The following is a 17,518-nucleotide window of genomic DNA, read 5'->3' as shown; positions in this document are numbered from 1 at the left end:
GGGGCGGGCATGGCGGAGTCCTGTCGGGAAAACCAGATCGCCCGAACTTTGCCTATTCTATGAATTCCGCAGAGTTAGTTTATTCCAAGTTCACCGTTGAAATTGGAAATTCTCTTCGGTCGGTCGAAGCCCGCACCTGATCCCCGGCAGATCCCTGGCGTCCTGGCGAATTGGAGAACACTGTTTGGCGGCTTTCCGTTGCAGCGCATCGAGCGCCTGAAGGCGGCCCGAGAAAAGGAATGATGACTGAAAAAGTCACATGCATTCCCGCCTTCGAAGGCGTGCAGGCTAGGAGCAACCGCGGCTGCTGGAAGCCGACGTTCGATCGAGGTGAGGCGCTATCAATAGCCCTCCGGACGCTTGATCGGGCGTCCCCGGCAGTCGGAAGGGGTGGCGGCCAAAACTCGCGCTGGCGAGGTTCATTCCATCCCTTCCGCCCCTAGGTGTCATATTAGCAACAGTTAATATCAATCAGCCATCCGGTCTTGCATGGGCGGCATGGGTGTCCCTTAATGGGCCACCGTGACTGGCACCGCCATTGCTTTGTCGGCAATGCCGGCGACATCTCTGACCCAGCAATCGGGGGGCAGATGGGGGGCCCCGCCGCTCCGCAAATGGAGCGGCGGGTTATCGACAACGGGGTTGGGCCATCATGTATTTTCCGCACTTCTTGGTGGGGATGTTCACCACGTCGGCCCTGGTGGGGATCTGGGCCGACGTGGAAACCGGATCCGTCGGCACCGCGGTCGCTTGGACCGTCCTCACACTGATGATGCTGCAGGTTGGATATTTCCTGCTGGCATTTGGGCTTTTCTATAAGCGCTCGACGAAAAGCACCGACATAACCGGGTACCGCTCGTCAGCCCATCCGTCGAAACGGTAGCGTCTCATCGGGCCGATGATGACCGACAAGCCGGCCGCACAGTGAGCGTAGCGCCGCCTAGGGGCCGTGCCCCGGCAGGTTCCGAACGGCAGCCTCGGATACGCAAACGGCAAATAACCTGAAAACATTAGGAGACTGTTTGGTGGAGCCAATCGGAATCGAACCGACGACCTCTTGAATGCCATTCAAGCGCTCTCCCAACTGAGCTATGGCCCCACTCCCGGCAGTCAGCCGGCGCCGTTTCCGGCGAAGAGATCAGCGCGGGTTGGAACACCGCGCCGTTAGTGCAGGCGGCTTCTAACCCCGCCTTTGTCAGATATCAAGCCTTGAAGAGCGGCTTTTTGTTCACAGGCCGAGAAAGCCCGCAAACGCTTACGTCTCAGGCCTGTCAGACCTCGTCGTCGTCGTCGCCGACGCCGATCATGTCGGCAACGTCGTCGTCTTCTTCCTCTTCGTCGGCAAGGAAAGTGTCATCCTCATCGTCGCCGAGGTCGACGTCCTCGTCATCGCCGAGATCGGGCAGATCGTCGCCCTTGGCGTCGTCGTCGGCCTCTTCGAGCGAGACGACTTCAACGCCCTCTTCGTCCTCGGCGTCCACTTCCTTCTCGGCCACTTCCTCTTCCTCCTCGAGGGCGGCGATCTTGCCTTCCTCGAAATAGGAGCGCGGATAGGTCTTGCCGGTGTAGGGCGAGACGATCGGGTCCTTGTTCAGGTCGTAGAATTTTCGCCCCGTCTCAGGGTCGATACGCTTTGTGCCAAGTTCGGTTTTTGCCACGGCAAGCCTCGTCAATAAAAGAGTGGTCCCCTTAACCACTGTTTGCGGCGCTGTCAAAGCCAAAAGCCGGCGTCACAAAACCAAGCCCTGAAAGGCCTCGCGGCAAGTGACGAGCATGGGGATGACCATTTCGCCTCGCCGTGATACGAGACCGCCGCAACAAATGAAAAGCGCCGGCACGCCGGCATTCCGTCCAGGGAAATTCCATGTCTCACGCCGCCGCTGCCAAGCCGGCCACCGCCCGCAAATCTAAAGCCCTTTCCGGCACCGCGCGCGTGCCGGGCGACAAGTCGATCTCGCACCGCTCCTTCATGTTCGGCGGCCTCGCCTCCGGCGAAACCCGCATCACCGGCCTGCTCGAGGGCGAGGACGTGATGCGCACGGGCGCGGCCATGAAGGCGATGGGCGCGCATATTGAGAAGCGCGGCGCCGAATGGGTGATCCGCGGCACCGGCAACGGCGCGCTGCTGCAGCCGGAAGGCCCGCTCGACTTCGGCAATGCCGGCACCGGCTCGCGGCTCACCATGGGCCTCGTCGGCACCTATGACATGGAAACCACCTTCATCGGCGACGCCTCGCTGTCGGGCCGGCCGATGGGCCGCGTGCTGGAACCCTTGCGCCAGATGGGCGTGCAGGTGCTGAAGGCGACGCCGGGCGACCGCATGCCGATCACGCTGCATGGGCCAAAGCACGCCGCCCCGATCACCTACCGTGTGCCGATGGCCTCGGCGCAGGTAAAGTCGGCGGTGCTGCTCGCCGGCCTCAACACCCCCGGCATCACCACCGTCATCGAGCCGGTGATGACGCGTGACCACACCGAAAAGATGCTCAAGGGTTTTGGCGCCAACCTGTCGGTCGAGACCGACGAACGCGGCGTGCGCCACATCTTCATCGAGGGCCAGGGCAAGCTGACCGGCCAGACGATCGCCGTACCGGGCGACCCCTCCTCGGCCGGCTTTCCCTTGGTCGCCGCACTGATCGTGCCGGGTTCCGACATCACCATCGAAAACGTGCTGATGAACCCGACCCGGACCGGCCTGCTTCTGACGCTGCAGGAAATGGGCGGCAAGATCGACATCTTGAACTCGCGCAATGCCGGCGGCGAGGATGTCGCGGACCTGCGCGTGCGCTATTCCGAATTGAAGGGCGTCACCGTGCCGCCGGAGCGCGCGCCGTCGATGATCGACGAGTACCCGGTGCTGGCCGTTGCCGCCAGCTTCGCCGAGGGCGAGACCCTGATGCAGGGGCTGGAAGAGCTGCGGGTGAAGGAATCCGACCGGCTGTCGGCCGTCGCCAACGGGCTGAAGCTCAACGGCGTCGACTGCACCGAGGGCGAGGCGTCGCTTGCCGTGCGCGGCAGGCCGGGCGGCAAGGGCCTGGGCGGCCATCCCAACGGCCTGGATACGACGGTGCGGACGCATCTCGACCACCGCATCGCGATGAGCTTTCTGGTCATGGGCCTGGCGACGGAAAAGCCGGTGACCATTGATGACGAGGCGATGATCGCGACGAGCTTTCCGGAATTCATGGGGCTGATGAAGGGGCTGGGCGCGGAGATCGAGTGAAGTACGTTCATGTTCGTTGGAAGCATGACAGAGCAGAGGAGCCGTCCCACCTCTGGTATGAAGTTGCGGTCGACAAGTTTCAAAATCGGACCTTGGAGCTCTACGCCGATGGATCCGCTGGCTTTGCTATACGCGGCAGCGCCGAGGACGGATCGGATGACTTGGAGGTTGGCGGAACGAGAAATTCTACCGAGGGCTTTCCCGATGTCGAGGAGATCAACGCCGACAGGCAATTCGAAGCGTCCGAGGTCACGGCGGCCGAATTCGAGCACCCGTGGCGCAAAGTTCTCGCAGCAAGGCCTCGGATGACATCGCTCCTGACCATAGCCATCGACGGTCCAGCAGGCGCCGGCAAGGGCACCCTCGCCCGGCGGCTGGCCGACCACTACCGTCTTAACCTTCTCGACACCGGCCTCACCTACCGCGCCGTTGCCCATGCACTGCTGCAGGTTGGCCTGCCGCTCGACAATGTCTCGGCAGCGGAGACGGCGGCGCGCCAGGTCGATCTGGCCAAGCTCGACCGCGCGGTGCTGTCGGCACATGCCGTCGGCGAGGCGGCCTCCAAGGTCGCGGTGTTTCCGACGGTGCGGCGCATCCTCGTTGAAAAGCAGCGCGATTTCGCCAGGACACCGCCGGGTGCGGTGCTCGACGGCCGCGACATCGGCACTGTCGTCTGCCCCGACGCCGACATCAAACTCTATGTGACGGCAAGCGCCGAGGTGCGGGCGAAGCGCCGGCTGGCCGAGATCGAAAGCATCGGCGGCACCGCCAAGTTCACCGAAATCCTCGCCGATATCGTGCGCCGCGACGAGCGCGACATGGGCCGTGCCGACTCGCCCTTGAAGCCGGCGGCAGACGCGCACTTGCTTGATACAAGCGAAATGGCTATAGAGGCGGCGTTTCTCGCGGCCATGGCGATCATCGACGACGCGCTGGCCAGGAGAAACAAGGCCTGATCCGGGTTTTTCCCGTTTCCGTTGTCGGAAGCGCAGAAAATACCCATATCGGGCACGAACCAGCCTGCCAGCATTCTTCATGCGCCGGAATCGCCGCTCAAAACGCGGCCCAGGGCTTTTTTGAGCCCGGAACGCCGGCAGGCCAACGCAACGCTAACCCACGGCGCTCGTCCCGCTCAGAGATGCGGGACACTCCAGGAGAAACAATGTCAGCTGCAAATCCCACTCGCGATGATTTCGCGAGCCTGCTCGAAGAATCATTCACCACCGGCCACTCCGGCGAAGGTCAGGTCGTCAAGGGCACGATCACCGCGATCGAAAAGGACATGGCCATCATCGACGTCGGCCTCAAGGTCGAAGGCCGCGTGCCGCTGAAGGAATTCGGCGTCAAGGGCAAGGACACCACCCTCAAGGTCGGTGACACCGTCGAAGTCTATGTCGAGCGCATCGAGAACGCGCTTGGCGAAGCGATGCTTTCGCGCGAGAAGGCCCGCCGCGAAGAGAGCTGGGTCCGTCTGGAAGAGAAGTTCACCAAAGGTGAGCGCGTCGAAGGCGTCATCTTCAACCAGGTCAAGGGCGGCTTCACCGTCGACCTCGACGGCGCCGTGGCCTTCCTGCCGCGCAGCCAGGTCGATATCCGCCCGATCCGCGATGTCTCCCCGCTGATGCACAACCCGCAGCCCTTCGAGATCCTCAAGATGGATCGCCGCCGCGGCAACATCGTGGTGTCGCGCCGCACCGTGCTCGAGGAAAGCCGCGCCGAACAGCGTTCGGAAATCGTGCAGAACCTCGAAGAGGGGCAGGTTGTCGAAGGCGTCGTCAAGAACATCACCGATTACGGTGCGTTCGTCGACCTCGGCGGCATCGACGGCCTGCTGCATGTCACCGACATGGCCTGGCGCCGCGTCAACCATCCGACCGAAATCCTCAACATCGGTCAGACGGTCAAGGTGCAGATCATCCGCATCAACCAGGAAACCCACCGCATCTCGCTCGGCATGAAGCAGCTCGAGAGCGATCCGTGGTCCGAGATCGGCACCAAGTTCCCGATCGGCAAGAAGATCAAGGGCACCGTCACCAACATCACCGACTACGGCGCGTTCGTCGAGCTGGAGCCGGGCATCGAGGGCCTCATCCACGTTTCGGAAATGTCGTGGACCAAGAAGAACGTGCATCCCGGCAAGATCCTGTCGACGACCCAGGAAGTCGACGTGGTGGTGCTCGAGGTCGATCCGGCCAAGCGCCGTATCTCGCTCGGCCTCAAGCAGACGCTCGAGAATCCGTGGGAAGCCTTCGCGCGCAACCACCCGGTCGGCAGCCAGGTCGAGGGCGAGGTCAAGAACAAGACCGAGTTCGGCCTGTTCATCGGCCTGGAAGGCGACGTGGACGGCATGGTGCACCTCTCCGACCTCGACTGGACCCGTCCGGGCGAGCAGGTGATCGAGGAGTACAATCGCGGCGACATGGTCAAGGCGCAGGTGCTCGACGTCGACATCGAGAAGGAGCGCATCTCGCTCGGCATCAAGCAGCTGGCCCGCGACACGGTCGGCGAAGCGGCGACCTCGGGCGAACTGCGCAAGAACGCCGTGGTCACCTGTGAAGTCATCGGCGTCAAGGATGGCGGTCTGGAAGTGCGGCTGGTCGACAGCGGCATTGAGACCTTCATCAAGCGCTCGGACCTCAGCCGCGACCGCGACGAGCAGCGCCCCGAGCGCTTCACCGTCGGCCAGAAGGTCGATGCCCGCGTCATCGCCTTCGACAAGAAGACCCGCAAGCTGCAGGTCTCGATCAAGGCGCTGGAAATAGCCGAAGAGAAGGAAGCGGTCGCCCAGTACGGCTCGACGGACTCCGGCGCTTCGCTGGGCGATATCCTGGGTGCCGCGCTGAAGAAGCAGGGCAACTAAGGCGACAGCCATCGACAGCACGCCTCGCGTGCGGCCTTACTAAAAAGACCCGCCGGAGCGATCCGGCGGGTCTTTTTCTTTACGGGAACATAAGCTTCATCGCGTATTTGCCGGTGGTCCAACGGAATACTTCCATGAGCACTGGCGCCAATCGTGTCGCTGCGCAGCCTTCGGGGTCGCTGCGCCTTTACACCGGCTCGCCCGTCCTGTTCTGCTTTTGCGCAATGGCGATCCTGACGACCACCCTGTGGTCCCTGGGCTTCCAGCTCAACAATGACGCGGACGATCTGCTCAAGCTGCACGAAATCCGTACTTTGCTTGAAACGGGCAACATCTTCGACCGCACGATGCCCGGCATCGTCCAGCCAGAGCCTTATGTCTCACACTGGCCGTGGATCGTGGACCTGCCCTACGCCGCCTTCGCGCGCCTGTTCGCGCCATTTGCCGGCTTCGAGCCGGCTCTGACGCTGGCGAGCTTTGCCGTTCCGCTGCTGCTGCTGGCGCCCGCGCTCTATCTTTACAACCGGCTGGTGACGGCCATCGGCTTTGCCTACCCGGCCGTTGCATTGCCGTTGGCCTTGATCTTTGCCGCGCGCAGCTTTTTCGAATTCGCCCCCGGACGGATCGACTATCACAACCTGCAGATCCTGCTCCTGCTGGCGGCGCTGGTTCTGATGATGTCGCAGAACCGCCTTTCCGCCCTCGTCAACGGACTGCTGACGGCCCTGGCAATCGCCGTCAGCGCCGAATTCGCGCCGTTCTACGCGCTGGTGATGGCGATCTATGCCTTCGACTGGATCTTCGACCGCGAGGGCGGCGAAAAAAGGATCATCGGTTTCGGGCTTGCCTTGGCCGTCGGCGCAATCGGCCTGTTCGCGGCGATCGTGCCGCCTTCTGCCTATACCGCGGTCAGATGCGACACCTATTCGACGCCGCATGTCACGGCATTGGCCGCGGCCGGGCTCTCGTTCGCCGTCGTGCCTTTGCTTGCCAGCGGGCGTGGAGGGTGGCCGATGCGCACGGCAATTCTGCTGGTGTTCGCTGCGGCCAGCGCGGCGGTGCTGGCGGTGTTGTTCCCGCAATGCCTGGCCAGCCCCTATGCCTCGATCGACGCCTATGTTCGCGACAACATGATCAACAGAATTCTCCAGGAATTGAGCCTGTTTCGGCGCCCTGATGTCGTCCTGTCGACAAGTTTTCCCAGCATGGCGCTGCTGTTTATCGGCGCGCTTGCGCCAGCCGTGATCTGCGCCAGGCCGGAAGGCCGAAGCCGGCCTCTCGTCATATTGGCGCTGTTCGCGCTGCTCTCGCTGGCGCTTGCGATCGGCTATGTCCGTTACTACCGCTACCTTCCGATGTTTTCCGGCATTGGCCTCATCTTCGCCCTGGCGAGCCTTCTGCCGAATGCGGGGTTGGGTCGCTACTTGAAATCTCCGGTGCCGGCGGCGTCGCACAGATACGCATTGATCCTGCCCGGTCTCGTTTTGTCCGGAGCAATGGTGCTGTACCACCTGTCGGCAAAACCGGCGCAGGCGGCGGTTCCCGCCGCCGAACTCGCCGACGGCTGCTATTCCAGCCCCTTTGAACCGGAACAGGGTTGGCCGTCGGGAGCCGTGGTTCTTTCTCCACCGCTGATCGGCTCTCGTTTCGTCGCCCTTGCCGAAGGTCCCAAGGTGGTGACGATCCCCAACCACCCATCGGCCAAGGGCATCGAGCGCAGCTATCGTTTCCTGGATCCGGCGACCGCCGACCCACGCGCCGTACTCGATGCATCCAAGGCAACGCATGTGGCGATTTGCGCCTGGCGAGGCCCGTCATTGCCGGGACTGGAAACCGCCTACCCATTCGCGGCGGCGCTCATTGAAGGCCATCCGCCGGCATGGTTGCGTGAGTGCCCGACGAAAGCTTCATCGCCGCTGCGCATCTACAGCTATCGCAATGGCGATGGATCGAATGCCGCGTGCCCGACTTCGACGCTCGCCGCTCAGGCCCGGCCGTAGAGCGGCACAAGCGTCCCGCTCATCGCCTGGTTGGCCGGCGAGGCGAGATAGGCGATGGCTTCCGCCGCCGCTTCGAGGCTGACCCATTTGCTGAAATCGGCATCCGGCATGTCGGCGCGGTTTGCCGGCGTGTCGAGGGTCGACGGGGCCACGGCATTGACCAGGATGCCCTTGGCCTTGAGTTCTTCGGCCATCGCCACAGTCATGGCCGCGACCGCCGCCTTGCTGGCGGCGTAGGCGACCATGCCGGCGCCGCGCCTGGGGTCGAGCCCGGCGCGCGCGGTGACATTGACGATGCGGCCCGATGTGCCCGACTCCAGCATCGAGCGGATCGCCGCGCGGCTGCACAGGAAGGCGGTGCGGGCGTTGGTGTCCATCATCTCGGCAAAGGATGCCGATTCGATCTTTTCCACCGGCGCCATCGTGAAGCCGCCGGCGAGATGGATCGATCCCCACAAGGCGGGAACCTGGGCATAGAAGGCTTCGACCTTGGCGGAGTCCGACAGGTCGACATTGTGCGCCAGCTTGACGTTGTCGTGCGCGGTGAAAGGAAATTGCTGGGGTGCCCCGGCGTGTGCGTTCGGCACGTGACAGATGGCGCCCTGTTCCAGCAGCCGGCCAACCACCGCACCGCCGAGCGCGCCGGTCCCCCCGGTCACAACGATATGCCTGCCTTGAAGTGTTTCCGTCATCCTTGGACCGCTCCTGTCGTATTTTTATGATTGTGTCGCTTGTTGCCGCCCCGACGCGAAGCGTCGCGCCTTTCGGGCGTTCACTCAATTGATATCTCGACATGGCAGCCGTCGCGTCTTTGCATGCGTCACAACGCATATTATGGCAATGGTATCAGCCATGCGGCCGTTGCGGCACGACAGCAAAGCCGACGAAGGATCCGATGCAGGCGAGAAAATCAACGCTGGGCTGAAGCCTCAATCGACGATGATTTCGATGACGCAAGGCAGGCCGGTTGCCCGGGCGCGCTTCAGGGCCCGGGGCAAGGCGTCGATATCGACGAGCCGTTCGGCGCCGATGCCATAGGCTTCGGCCAGCTTGCAGAAATCCGGCGGCGCCGGCGAAACCCCGACGGGCTCGACGCCGACATCGAGCATCGAGGTCTCAATCTCGCGGTAGCCCCTGTTGTTCCAGACCACGAAGATGACCGGCACCTGGGCATCGAGCGCCGCGCCGAGTTCGGGCAAGGTGAACTGGAATCCGCCATCGCCGGTCAGGCAGACGACCGGCGCGTCGGGCACGGCAAGTGCGGCGCCGATTGCCGCCGGCGGGCCGTAGCCAAGCGCGCCGAAGCCGGTAGCGGCGTTGAACCAGCCGCCCGGCCGGTCGTGGTCATAGTAGAGGTTGGCGGCGTAGACCGGCTGCGTCGAATCGCCGACGACGATCGCGCCCGGCAATGCATCGCGGATCATTTCCACGGCATGCACCTGCGCCACATAGGCTGGGCTCAGCTCGGCCAACGCCGCCTTCCGTGCCGCGGCGGCGCGCGCCTCGCCGCCGGACGCGGCAGGATGGGTTGGGCCGATCGCCGCGAGCAGGGCCTCGATCGCCTCGGCGCAGTCGGCCTGGATGCCGACCGTCACCGGGCGGCGCGCGAGCTGATCGGCACCGATGTCGATGCGAATCAGGTTGGAAGGCAGCACGAAGCCACCGTCGCCATAGCCGTCATAGTCGGTCGGGCCGAATTCGGTGCCGGCGGCAACCACCAGGTCGGCCTCGGCCATCAGGGCGCGAACCGCCTTCAGGCTTGGGCTCGCCGGCACACAGAGCGGATGGCGATGCAGCAGGCCGCGCGCATTGGTGGTCTCGATGACCGGCGCGCCCAGTGTCTCGGCCAGGCGCCGCAGCGCCATCTCGGCCCGCTTCGCCCCGCCTCCGGCCAGGATGAGCGGGCGGCGTGCGGCGGCGATAAGTTTGGCGGCATGGGCAATGGCCGCGCCATCCGGCGCCGGCGGTGCTGCATTGCTCAGCAGCGCCGCGATATCGTCGGCCGGCTCGACCATGACATCGGTCGGGATCTCGATATGCACCGGGCCCGGCCGCGAGGATGAAAACAGCGCGAAAGCCTGTGCCAGCGCGTCGGGCAATTCGTTTGCCTTGGTGACGCGCCGCGACAACAGCGCCACCTTTTCCATCATGCCTCGCTGGTCCGGCAGCTCATGCAGGAAGCCCAGCCCCTTGCCCAGCGTCGGCATTGCGTTGACGCCCGATATGACCAGCATCGGTACCGAATCGGCGCGCGCCTGGCCCATGGCGGTGATGGTGTTGGTCAGCCCCGGTCCGGTGATGACGAAGGCGACCCCTGGCCTGCCGCTGGCGCGGGCATAGCCGTCGGCCATGAAGCCTGCACCCTGTTCATGGCGTGGCGTGACATGGCGGATTTTCGAGCGCGCCAGGCCGCGGTAGAGCTCCACCGTGTGGACGCCCGGAATGCCGAAGACAGTGTCGACGCCATGCGTTTCGAGCAGCGTGATCAGGGCTTCGCCGAGTGTTGTCATTAATTGTCTTCCCTTTCCGGCGCGAGGCCCAGTTCGGCCTCGACAGTCTTGATGCCGATCGCCGCCAGTTCGCCGGGCGCGAACATGTCGCCGGCCAAACAGCCTTCGATCCAGAGCCCGTCGATGATTGCATTGATCGCAATGGCATGGTGGCGCAACTGGCTCGCGTCCGGCTCGCGCCGTTCGGCGGCGAGCACCTCGGCCACAACGGCTTCCACCTCGTTGCGAAAGCCAAGGTAGCCTTCGCGGTGGGCGCGCGCCAGGCTTGCGTCCGCACCGGCGCGGCCGATGAAGGTTGTCCAGAGTGAAAACACCCGCGCGTCGATGATCGGCACGTTCAGGTTGGCGGTGACGAAAGCCGCAAGGCGCTGGCGCGGCGAGGCGTCTTCGATGGCCAACGCTGCTTTCGCCTGCTCGGTCATGCGGCCCATGAGGGCTGCATAGGCTTCCTGCAGCAATTCTTCCTTGCCGGGGAAATAGTGGCGGATCAGGCCGGCGGTGACGCCGGCGCGCAATGCGATGGTGCGCAAGGTGGCGCCCTGCAGGCCATGTTCCGCCACGCTGTCCAGGGTTGCCTCGATGAGATCCTGCCGCCGTCGCTCCTCGCCCTCGCGACGGAACCTGCGGCGGGATGGCGTATTCATTGGCGCAGGATCGGCCGCGTCAAGCATGTCGGCCCGCCTTCGCAGGCGATGCAGAGCGCATCCGCCTCGAAGATTTCGACCGTGCAGCCGGCGGCTTCCATCGCGGCCTTGGTCTTCGGAAAGCCTGCGACGGCAACGACCTTGAGTGGGCTGGTCGGCAGCACGTTCAGGCTGAGGCCGTTGGAAGCCGCGAACTCTTCGGCATCGCCTTCGACCAGACGTATGCCGCGCGCCTTCAGCATCTGATAGAAAGGGGCCGGCAAAAGCGGTGAATAAACCAAAGCGAGGTCGTCGGCCAGCGGGCTGATCACCGACATCAGGTGCAGGCAGGCCTCTTCGCCTTGCCACAACGGAAGGTCGAAGCCGTAGACGGAAACGCCCAGCGGCGTCAGCAAATTGGAAACCTGCTGGATGCCTTCCTGGTTGGAACGGACACCGCGCCCGATCACCAGCGTGCGCGCATCCAGCCAGACGCAGTCACCGCCTTCGACTTGGCCTGGGGCCTCGACGCGGCCGAGGATCGGAATGCCCAGTCTTCTGTAGGTCTCCTCATGCAGCGAGGGCTCCCGGGCGCGCAACGGCTTGCCCATGGACAGGATCAGTGCGCCGCGGTCGGTCATCAGCGATGGGTCGTGCGTGAACACCGAATCCGAAAGTCCATCGGCCTTGTCCTCGATCCATTCGATTTCCGCGCCGGAGGCCGCCACCAGATCAGCAAGCGCCGCGTGCTGCGATGCTGCTTTCGCTGGGTTGAATCCCGGGCCATAATGCCAGGCAGCTCTGTCGGCGTCGCGCATCGCGTTGGCCGCCGACCGCATCAGCACGCGTCGCAGCGGCGCTGCCATGGATTGTGATCCGAAAGCGCTCATCGAAGCCCTTTTTTAGCTGAAAAAAACCGAGAAAATTTCATGGAGGGCTATTTATACACTTGCACAACAAGCTCGCAAGTGCCGTAATGAGCGGGATTGACGGGCTCGCGCCGTTGGGTCCATGCTGAAGTCTGGAGCGGGGCAGTACAGCGTATATGTTGATTAGCCGGATAGACGTTCGACGAACTGCCGCCGACGATGCAGAGGTCAGCCGGTGAGCGCTGTGGAAGCTGCCGCAGTATCATCCGGCAAGGCGCAGAATGGCGCCGCCGAAGCCATCCATGTCGAAAACCTGCACAAGAAATTCGGCCGGCTGCATGTGCTGAAGGGCGTGTCGCTATCGGCGCGCGACGGCGAGGTGATCGCCATCATCGGCGGCTCGGGCTCGGGCAAATCGACACTGCTGCGCTGCATCAACTGCTTGGAAAACCCGACCAGCGGCATCATCCGCGTCAATGGCGAGGAGATCAAGCTGAAGGCGGACAGCCATGGCCACACCGTTCCGGCCGACCGCCGGCAGATCGAGCGCATCCGCTCCAAGCTCGGCATGGTGTTCCAGAACTTCAACCTGTGGAGCCACATGACGCTGATCGAAAACGTCATCGAGGTTCCCGTGCATGTGCTCGGCGTCAAGCGCGACGAGGCGATCGCCCAGGCCGAAAAACTGCTGGCGCGCGTCGGGCTTGCCGAAAAGCGCGACGTCTATCCGGCCTATCTTTCCGGCGGGCAGCAGCAGCGCGCCGCGATCGCCCGCGCGCTGGCCATCAATCCGCGCGTCATGCTGTTCGACGAACCGACCTCGGCGCTCGACCCCGAACTGGTCGGCGAGGTGCTGAAGGTTATCGGCGATCTGGCGCGCGAAGGCCGTACCATGGTGCTGGTCACCCACGAGATGAAGTTCGCCCGCGAGGTCGCGACCCACGTCGTCTATCTCTACAACGGGCTCGTCGAGGAGGAAGGGTCGCCGGAGCAGATCTTCGGCGCGCCGAAATCCGAAAGGCTCAAGCAGTTCATCCGCAACATCGGCTAGGGACAGGCCGAGACGGAAGAAGACCGGGAACCAACAACAAACTGGGAGTTTGAAATGAAGACTGTTCTGAAGACATTCGCCGCGGCGCTGCTGCTCGGCGCCGCCGCCATGGGCGTGGCCAAGGCCGATCCGGTCAAGATCGGCGTCGCCGCCGAACCCTATCCGCCCTTCACGTCGCCGGACGCCTCGGGCAAATGGGTCGGCTGGGAGATCGACTTCATCGACGCCGTGTGCGCCGAGGAGAAACTCGACTGCGTCATCACGCCTGTCGCCTGGGACGGCATCATCCCGGCGCTGACCACCAAGAAGATCGACCTCATCGTCTCGTCGATGTCGATCACCGACGAGCGCAAGAAGACGATCGACTTCTCGGACAAGTACTACAACACGCCGACGGCGATCATCGGACCGAAGGACCAGAAGTTCGGCGCCACGCCTGACGACCTGAAGGGCAAGGTGGTCGGCGTCCAGGTGTCGACGGTACACGCCGTCTACGCCAAAAAGCATTTCGGCGCGACCGCCTCTGAAATCAAGGAATACCAGACCCAGGACGAAGCCAACCAGGATCTCGCCGCCGGCCGCCTCGATGCGGTGCAGGCCGATTCCATCGCGCTCGGCGAATTCCTGAAGTCCGACCAGGGCAAGGCCTGCTGCGACCTGAAGGGCATGGTGGCTCCGGACGATGAGGTGCTTGGACCGGGCGTCGGCGCCGGCGTGCGCAAGGAAGACACTGACCTGAAGGAGAAGATCAACGCCGGCATCAAGGCGATCCGCTCCAACGGCAAGTATGACGCGATCTCGAAGAAATATTTCGATTTCGACATCTACGGTGGCTCGACGCAGTCGAACTGACGCCGCTCGCATGAGCGGGAGGGCATGACGCCAAAAGTCGTGCCCTCCCGCCTATCCTTCCCACGCATGCCCGCCGCCGGCCGCTGGCGTCGGCGGAAAGAGCCAGCAATCCGGGGGCAAAGCTGATCGACGCGTTTCTTCCGGCCTCGGCGGCCGGTATCATCGAACTCCTTTCGCCCGCGCCCGTCGGCTGGGGCGGCACACTCATGCTCGGGCTGTTGCATTCGCTTGAGATTGCCGTCGGCGCAACGATCGTCGGCCTGCTCATCGGGATCTGCGGCGCCTATGGCAAGCTCTATGGCGGGCCTGTCGTGCGCGACCTGCTCGCGGTCTACACCACCGTGGTGCGCGCCGTGCCGGAACTGGTGCTGATCCTGCTGCTCTACTATGCCGGCACCGACCTGATTAACCAGGTGCTGACCGCCATCGGTTACCAGCGTGTCGATATTAGCGGCCTAGTGGCCGGCATAGCCGTGCTCGGCTTCTGCCAAGGCGCCTATTCGACGGAGGTCATGCGGGGCGCGATCCTGGCCATCCCGCAAGGCCAGATCGAAGCCGCCCGCGCCTTCGGCATGTCTCCCGGCCTCCTCTTGCGGCGCATCACGCTGCCGGCAATGCTGCCCTTTGCCATTCCCGGTCTCGCCAATCTGTGGCTGATCGCGACGAAGGACACCGCGCTGCTGGCCGTCGTCGGCTTCTTCGAGCTGACGCTGGCGACACGGCAGGCGGCAGGCGTCACCAAGGCCTATCTGATATTCTATCTCGCCGCCGGCGTTCTCTATCTCGCGGTGACGCTGTTTTCGAACTTCCTGCTCGGCCGCGCCGAGAAATGGGCGCGCCGGGGCATGCCTTCGGTCAAGGAGGCACGCTGATGGCGGGCGAAGCGGCCATCATCAACACGGCGGCGCGCGCCTCGCTGTGGCTGCAGCCGCACCGCATCGTGCTCATCCTGATCGCGCTGGGGTTGGTGCTGTCAGCCGCCTTTTTCATGCGCTGGGACTGGCTGCCGCAATATTGGGAAATGGGCCTGATGGGGATCTGGCGGGCCCTGTGGATCCTGGCCGTCACCTGCGCGCTCGGCTTCCTGATCGCCGTGCCGGTCGGGCTGGCGCAGGCCGCCGGCTCGATCTGGGTCGCGGCGCCGGCGAAAGCCTTCTGCACCATCATCCGCGGCACGCCGCTGCTTCTGCAGCTGTGGCTGCTCTATTACGGGCTGGGCTCGCTGTTCCCGCAATATCCATGGATCCGCGACTCCTGGATGTGGCCCTATCTGAGGCAGGCATGGCCGTACGGCGTTCTGGCTCTCACGCTATCCTTCGCCGGTTACGAGGGTGAAGTGATGCGCGGCGCCTTTGCCGGCGTGCCCAAGGGACAGCTGGAAGCCGCCCGCGCCTTCGGCATGAGCCGCTGGAAGATCCTGCGGCGCATATGGCTGCCGCAGGCCTTCTACCGGGCGCTGCCGACGCTGACCGGCGAGACCGTGCTGCAGTTGAAGTCGACGCCACTGGTGGCGACGATCAGCGTGATCGATATCTTCGCCGTCGCCGGCAAGGTGCGGCAGGACACCTACCTCACCTACGAGCCCTTGCTGCTGCTGGCGTTGATCTATATGGCCATCACCGGCATTCTGGTGCTGGCCCTCAGCCGGATCGAGGCGCGGATTCCGGTCAAGGTCGGCTAGAGGCCCGCCGATCGCGCAGGGAACGACGGAGATATGTTCCGCTTTTCTTGCAGCTGCGGACGATTTTCAACACAAACGCCGGCTCATCTGCTGCTGGGCACAGACCAGACAACGCACCAGATTTCCGCAACCCAGGACAGCCATAATGCAACTCAGTCTCGATCAGGCAAGAGGACTGTGCCGGATGGCGGCACTCGGCGCCGGAGCCAATGAGGAGGCGGCGCAGTCGCTCACCGACTCGATCATCGCCGCCGAGGCGGAAGGGCTTTCGACCGTCGGCCTGTCGCATTTCATCGATTATCTCGAAGCACTGGAGGCCGGGCGCATCGACGGCAATGCCGATCCGGTGATCACGAGGCCGGCGCTGGCCGTCTATCTCTCCGATGCACGCGGCGGGCTGGCGCATACCGGCTTCGACCGGACCATCGACGATCTTGCCAAGGCGGCGAAACTGTTCGGCGTCGCCATCTTCTCGCAGAAGAATGCCTATACGTGCGGCGCGCTCGGCTATTTCACCGGCAGGCTGGCAGCGCAGGGGCTGGTGTCCTTCGCCGCGACCAACGGCCCGGCCGTTCTTGCCGGCTCGGGCTCGGTCAAGCCGGTCTATTGCACCAATCCGATGTCGTTTGCAGCGCCCGCCGCCGACGGCGCGCCGCTGGTCATCGACCAGTCGTCGAGCGCCACTGCCTTCGTCAACATCCGCAAGGCGGCCGAAGACGGCAAGAAAATCCCCGAAGGCTGGGCGCTGGACGCCAGCGGTAACCCGACCACCGACCCGGCGGCGGCCATGAAGGGCGCCATGCTTGCCTTCGGCGGCCAGCGCGGCGCAAACATCGCGCTGATGGTCGAAGTGCTGGCTGCCGGCCTGTCGGGCGCCAACTGGTCGCTCGACGCGCCGTGGTTCACCGGCGGCCCGGACAGCCCCGGAACCGGCCTGTTCGTGCTGGCCGTCGAGCCCAAGCTGCTCGATCCGGATTTCGAACAGCGCATGAAGGACCAGCTCGACCGGCTACGCCGCCGCTTTGGCGTGCATGTGCCTGGCCGCGCCCGGGCTGAAGCGGCCGAGAAGGCACAGGCGCGCGGCATCACCGCGCCCAAAGCGGTGGTGCAGCGGATTTCCGAATTCGCCGAGCGCTATTCGGCCTGAATTGCGACGAACGAACGCCCGGCCAGTGCCGGGCCTTGGACAGTGCCCTTCACCGGCGGCTGATGACGTCCTTCGACGCATTCATGTCGCCCCGGCGGTGCGATTTTTTCCGCCTTCGTGAACCTTCCCGCATGTGGCGGCGACCAATGGCTGTCCGGGTCGGGTTTGCCCGGTCGGTGTCTCCTGTCGAATGCGTCCAGGGCTGGGGCGGGCGTCTTACGCCACGCTGATACCGTCTCAGGTCAGGCCGCCTCGTTGGACCCTGGTTTCGGCATGAACTTCACCCGGAAAACCCCGCTTCGGCGGGGTTTTCTGCGTTTGGTCCCACGCGTCCGACAAACATGATCGCAAATGTTAACTTTAGTTAACTTGACTTGATGGGAGCCATCGGGCGTCTGCGGAGGTGTTCACACAGACAGGAGCTACGATGTCCGTAACCACCGACGCTTCCCGCGGCAGACTGATCATTCCGGCGCTCGGCCGCCTGTATTCGTCGCTGCATGACGCTGGCGAAACCCTGCTGCGCGTCGTCGCCGGCACGTTCCTCGCCATCCACGGCTCGCAGAAGATCACCAATCCTTTCGGCGCAGCCGAGATGGTCGAAGGCCTCGGCTTCTACCCCGGCGCCTTATGGTCGCTGCTTCTGGCCTGCACCGAATTCTTCGGCGGCATCTTCATCGCCATCGGGTTCTTGGTGCGTCC

General features: G+C 64.0%; 16 protein-coding genes, 1 tRNA gene and 1 pseudogene. 12 read left to right on the top strand and 6 right to left on the bottom strand.

What is annotated here, in order from left to right; genetic code table 11:
• The first annotated feature begins 652 nt into the window (after positions 1-652).
• On the top strand, positions 653-883 hold the full coding sequence (locus C1D09_RS25360; protein ID WP_246135873.1) for a hypothetical protein: 231 nt from the start codon (positions 653-655) through the stop codon (positions 881-883).
• 140 nt (positions 884-1,023) lie between these two features.
• Here the strand turns inward: C1D09_RS25360 and C1D09_RS25355 are convergent.
• Together C1D09_RS25355 and C1D09_RS25350 are read right to left on the bottom strand one after the other, a co-directional pair.
• Positions 1,024-1,099: transfer RNA gene (locus C1D09_RS25355), tRNA-Ala, on the bottom strand.
• 172 nt (positions 1,100-1,271) lie between these two features.
• Positions 1,272-1,658 (bottom strand): TIGR02300 family protein, encoded by a 387-nt coding sequence (locus C1D09_RS25350; RefSeq protein ID WP_095771615.1) that lies wholly within the window; start codon positions 1,656-1,658, stop codon positions 1,272-1,274.
• Positions 1,659-1,864: 206 nt separating this feature from the next.
• On the opposite strand from C1D09_RS25350, the gene aroA reads away from it, so the two are divergent.
• From aroA to C1D09_RS25330, 5 genes and pseudogenes are all read left to right on the top strand, one after another.
• The gene (aroA, locus tag C1D09_RS25345; RefSeq protein WP_143976821.1) at positions 1,865-3,223 is read left to right on the top strand and encodes a 3-phosphoshikimate 1-carboxyvinyltransferase; all 1,359 of its coding nucleotides are present in this window, start codon (positions 1,865-1,867) and stop codon (positions 3,221-3,223) included.
• Positions 3,220-3,498, top strand: a pseudogene (locus C1D09_RS34415) (DUF6881 domain-containing protein); the annotation flags it as partial. The gene aroA and the pseudogene C1D09_RS34415, both read left to right, overlap by 4 nt.
• Positions 3,499-3,528: 30 nt before the next feature.
• Entirely contained in the window at positions 3,529-4,179 is a 651-nt protein-coding gene (gene cmk, locus C1D09_RS25340) for a (d)CMP kinase (RefSeq protein WP_143976820.1), read from the top strand.
• A gap of 206 nt (positions 4,180-4,385) precedes the next feature.
• A complete protein-coding gene (gene rpsA, locus C1D09_RS25335) occupies positions 4,386-6,083 on the top strand; it encodes a 30S ribosomal protein S1 (RefSeq protein WP_010913037.1) in 1,698 nt (565 codons plus the stop codon).
• A gap of 134 nt (positions 6,084-6,217) precedes the next feature.
• Positions 6,218-8,083 (top strand): hypothetical protein, encoded by a 1,866-nt coding sequence (locus C1D09_RS25330; protein ID WP_143976819.1) that lies wholly within the window; start codon positions 6,218-6,220, stop codon positions 8,081-8,083.
• Here C1D09_RS25330 and C1D09_RS25325 read toward each other — a convergent pair.
• The 4 genes from C1D09_RS25325 to C1D09_RS25310 all read right to left on the bottom strand — a co-directional run bounded on the left by C1D09_RS25325 (position 8,068) and on the right by C1D09_RS25310 (position 12,106).
• Positions 8,068-8,775, bottom strand: coding sequence for an SDR family NAD(P)-dependent oxidoreductase (locus tag C1D09_RS25325; protein WP_143976818.1), 708 nt, complete (start codon positions 8,773-8,775; stop codon positions 8,068-8,070). The genes C1D09_RS25330 and C1D09_RS25325 overlap by 16 nt on opposite strands.
• Positions 8,776-9,012: 237 nt before the next feature.
• On the bottom strand, positions 9,013-10,593 hold the full coding sequence (locus C1D09_RS25320) for a 5-guanidino-2-oxopentanoate decarboxylase (RefSeq protein ID WP_143976817.1): 1,581 nt from the start codon (positions 10,591-10,593) through the stop codon (positions 9,013-9,015).
• Positions 10,593-11,237, bottom strand: a complete 645-nt coding sequence (locus tag C1D09_RS25315; RefSeq protein WP_167514747.1) for a TetR family transcriptional regulator C-terminal domain-containing protein — start codon at positions 11,235-11,237, stop codon at positions 10,593-10,595. Before C1D09_RS25315 ends, C1D09_RS25320 begins: the two co-directional genes overlap by 1 nt.
• Positions 11,234-12,106, bottom strand: a complete 873-nt coding sequence (locus C1D09_RS25310) for a dimethylarginine dimethylaminohydrolase family protein (RefSeq protein WP_143976815.1) — start codon at positions 12,104-12,106, stop codon at positions 11,234-11,236. Before C1D09_RS25310 ends, C1D09_RS25315 begins: the two co-directional genes overlap by 4 nt.
• 214 nt (positions 12,107-12,320) lie before the next feature.
• On the opposite strand from C1D09_RS25310, the gene C1D09_RS25305 reads away from it, so the two are divergent.
• The 6 genes from C1D09_RS25305 to C1D09_RS25280 all read left to right on the top strand — a co-directional run.
• Positions 12,321-13,136: an ABC transporter ATP-binding protein gene (locus tag C1D09_RS25305; RefSeq protein ID WP_143976814.1), complete on the top strand. Its 816-nt coding sequence runs from the start codon at positions 12,321-12,323 to the stop codon at positions 13,134-13,136.
• Between the two features lie 54 nt (positions 13,137-13,190).
• Positions 13,191-13,988, top strand: coding sequence for a transporter substrate-binding domain-containing protein (locus C1D09_RS25300; RefSeq protein ID WP_143976813.1), 798 nt, complete (start codon positions 13,191-13,193; stop codon positions 13,986-13,988).
• A gap of 206 nt (positions 13,989-14,194) precedes the next feature.
• Positions 14,195-14,860, top strand: coding sequence for an ABC transporter permease (locus C1D09_RS25295; RefSeq protein WP_019862781.1), 666 nt, complete (start codon positions 14,195-14,197; stop codon positions 14,858-14,860).
• A complete protein-coding gene (locus C1D09_RS25290) occupies positions 14,860-15,669 on the top strand; it encodes an ABC transporter permease (RefSeq protein WP_143976812.1) in 810 nt (269 codons plus the stop codon). The genes C1D09_RS25295 and C1D09_RS25290 overlap by 1 nt, the downstream gene beginning before the upstream one ends.
• A 145-nt stretch (positions 15,670-15,814) precedes the next feature.
• Positions 15,815-16,816: an Ldh family oxidoreductase gene (locus C1D09_RS25285; protein WP_167514746.1), complete on the top strand. Its 1,002-nt coding sequence runs from the start codon at positions 15,815-15,817 to the stop codon at positions 16,814-16,816.
• A 427-nt stretch (positions 16,817-17,243) separates the two neighbouring features.
• Positions 17,244-17,518, top strand: a 275-nt coding sequence (locus tag C1D09_RS25280; protein WP_143976810.1) for a DoxX family protein, incomplete at its 3' end; no start/stop codon positions are given.

The organism is Mesorhizobium intechi (assembly GCF_002879535.1).
Taxonomy (GTDB): Bacteria; Pseudomonadota; Alphaproteobacteria; order Rhizobiales; family Rhizobiaceae; genus Mesorhizobium; species Mesorhizobium intechi.
Note: the sequence above shows the minus strand (reverse complement) of the source record. Positions and strands in the feature narration are given on the sequence as shown.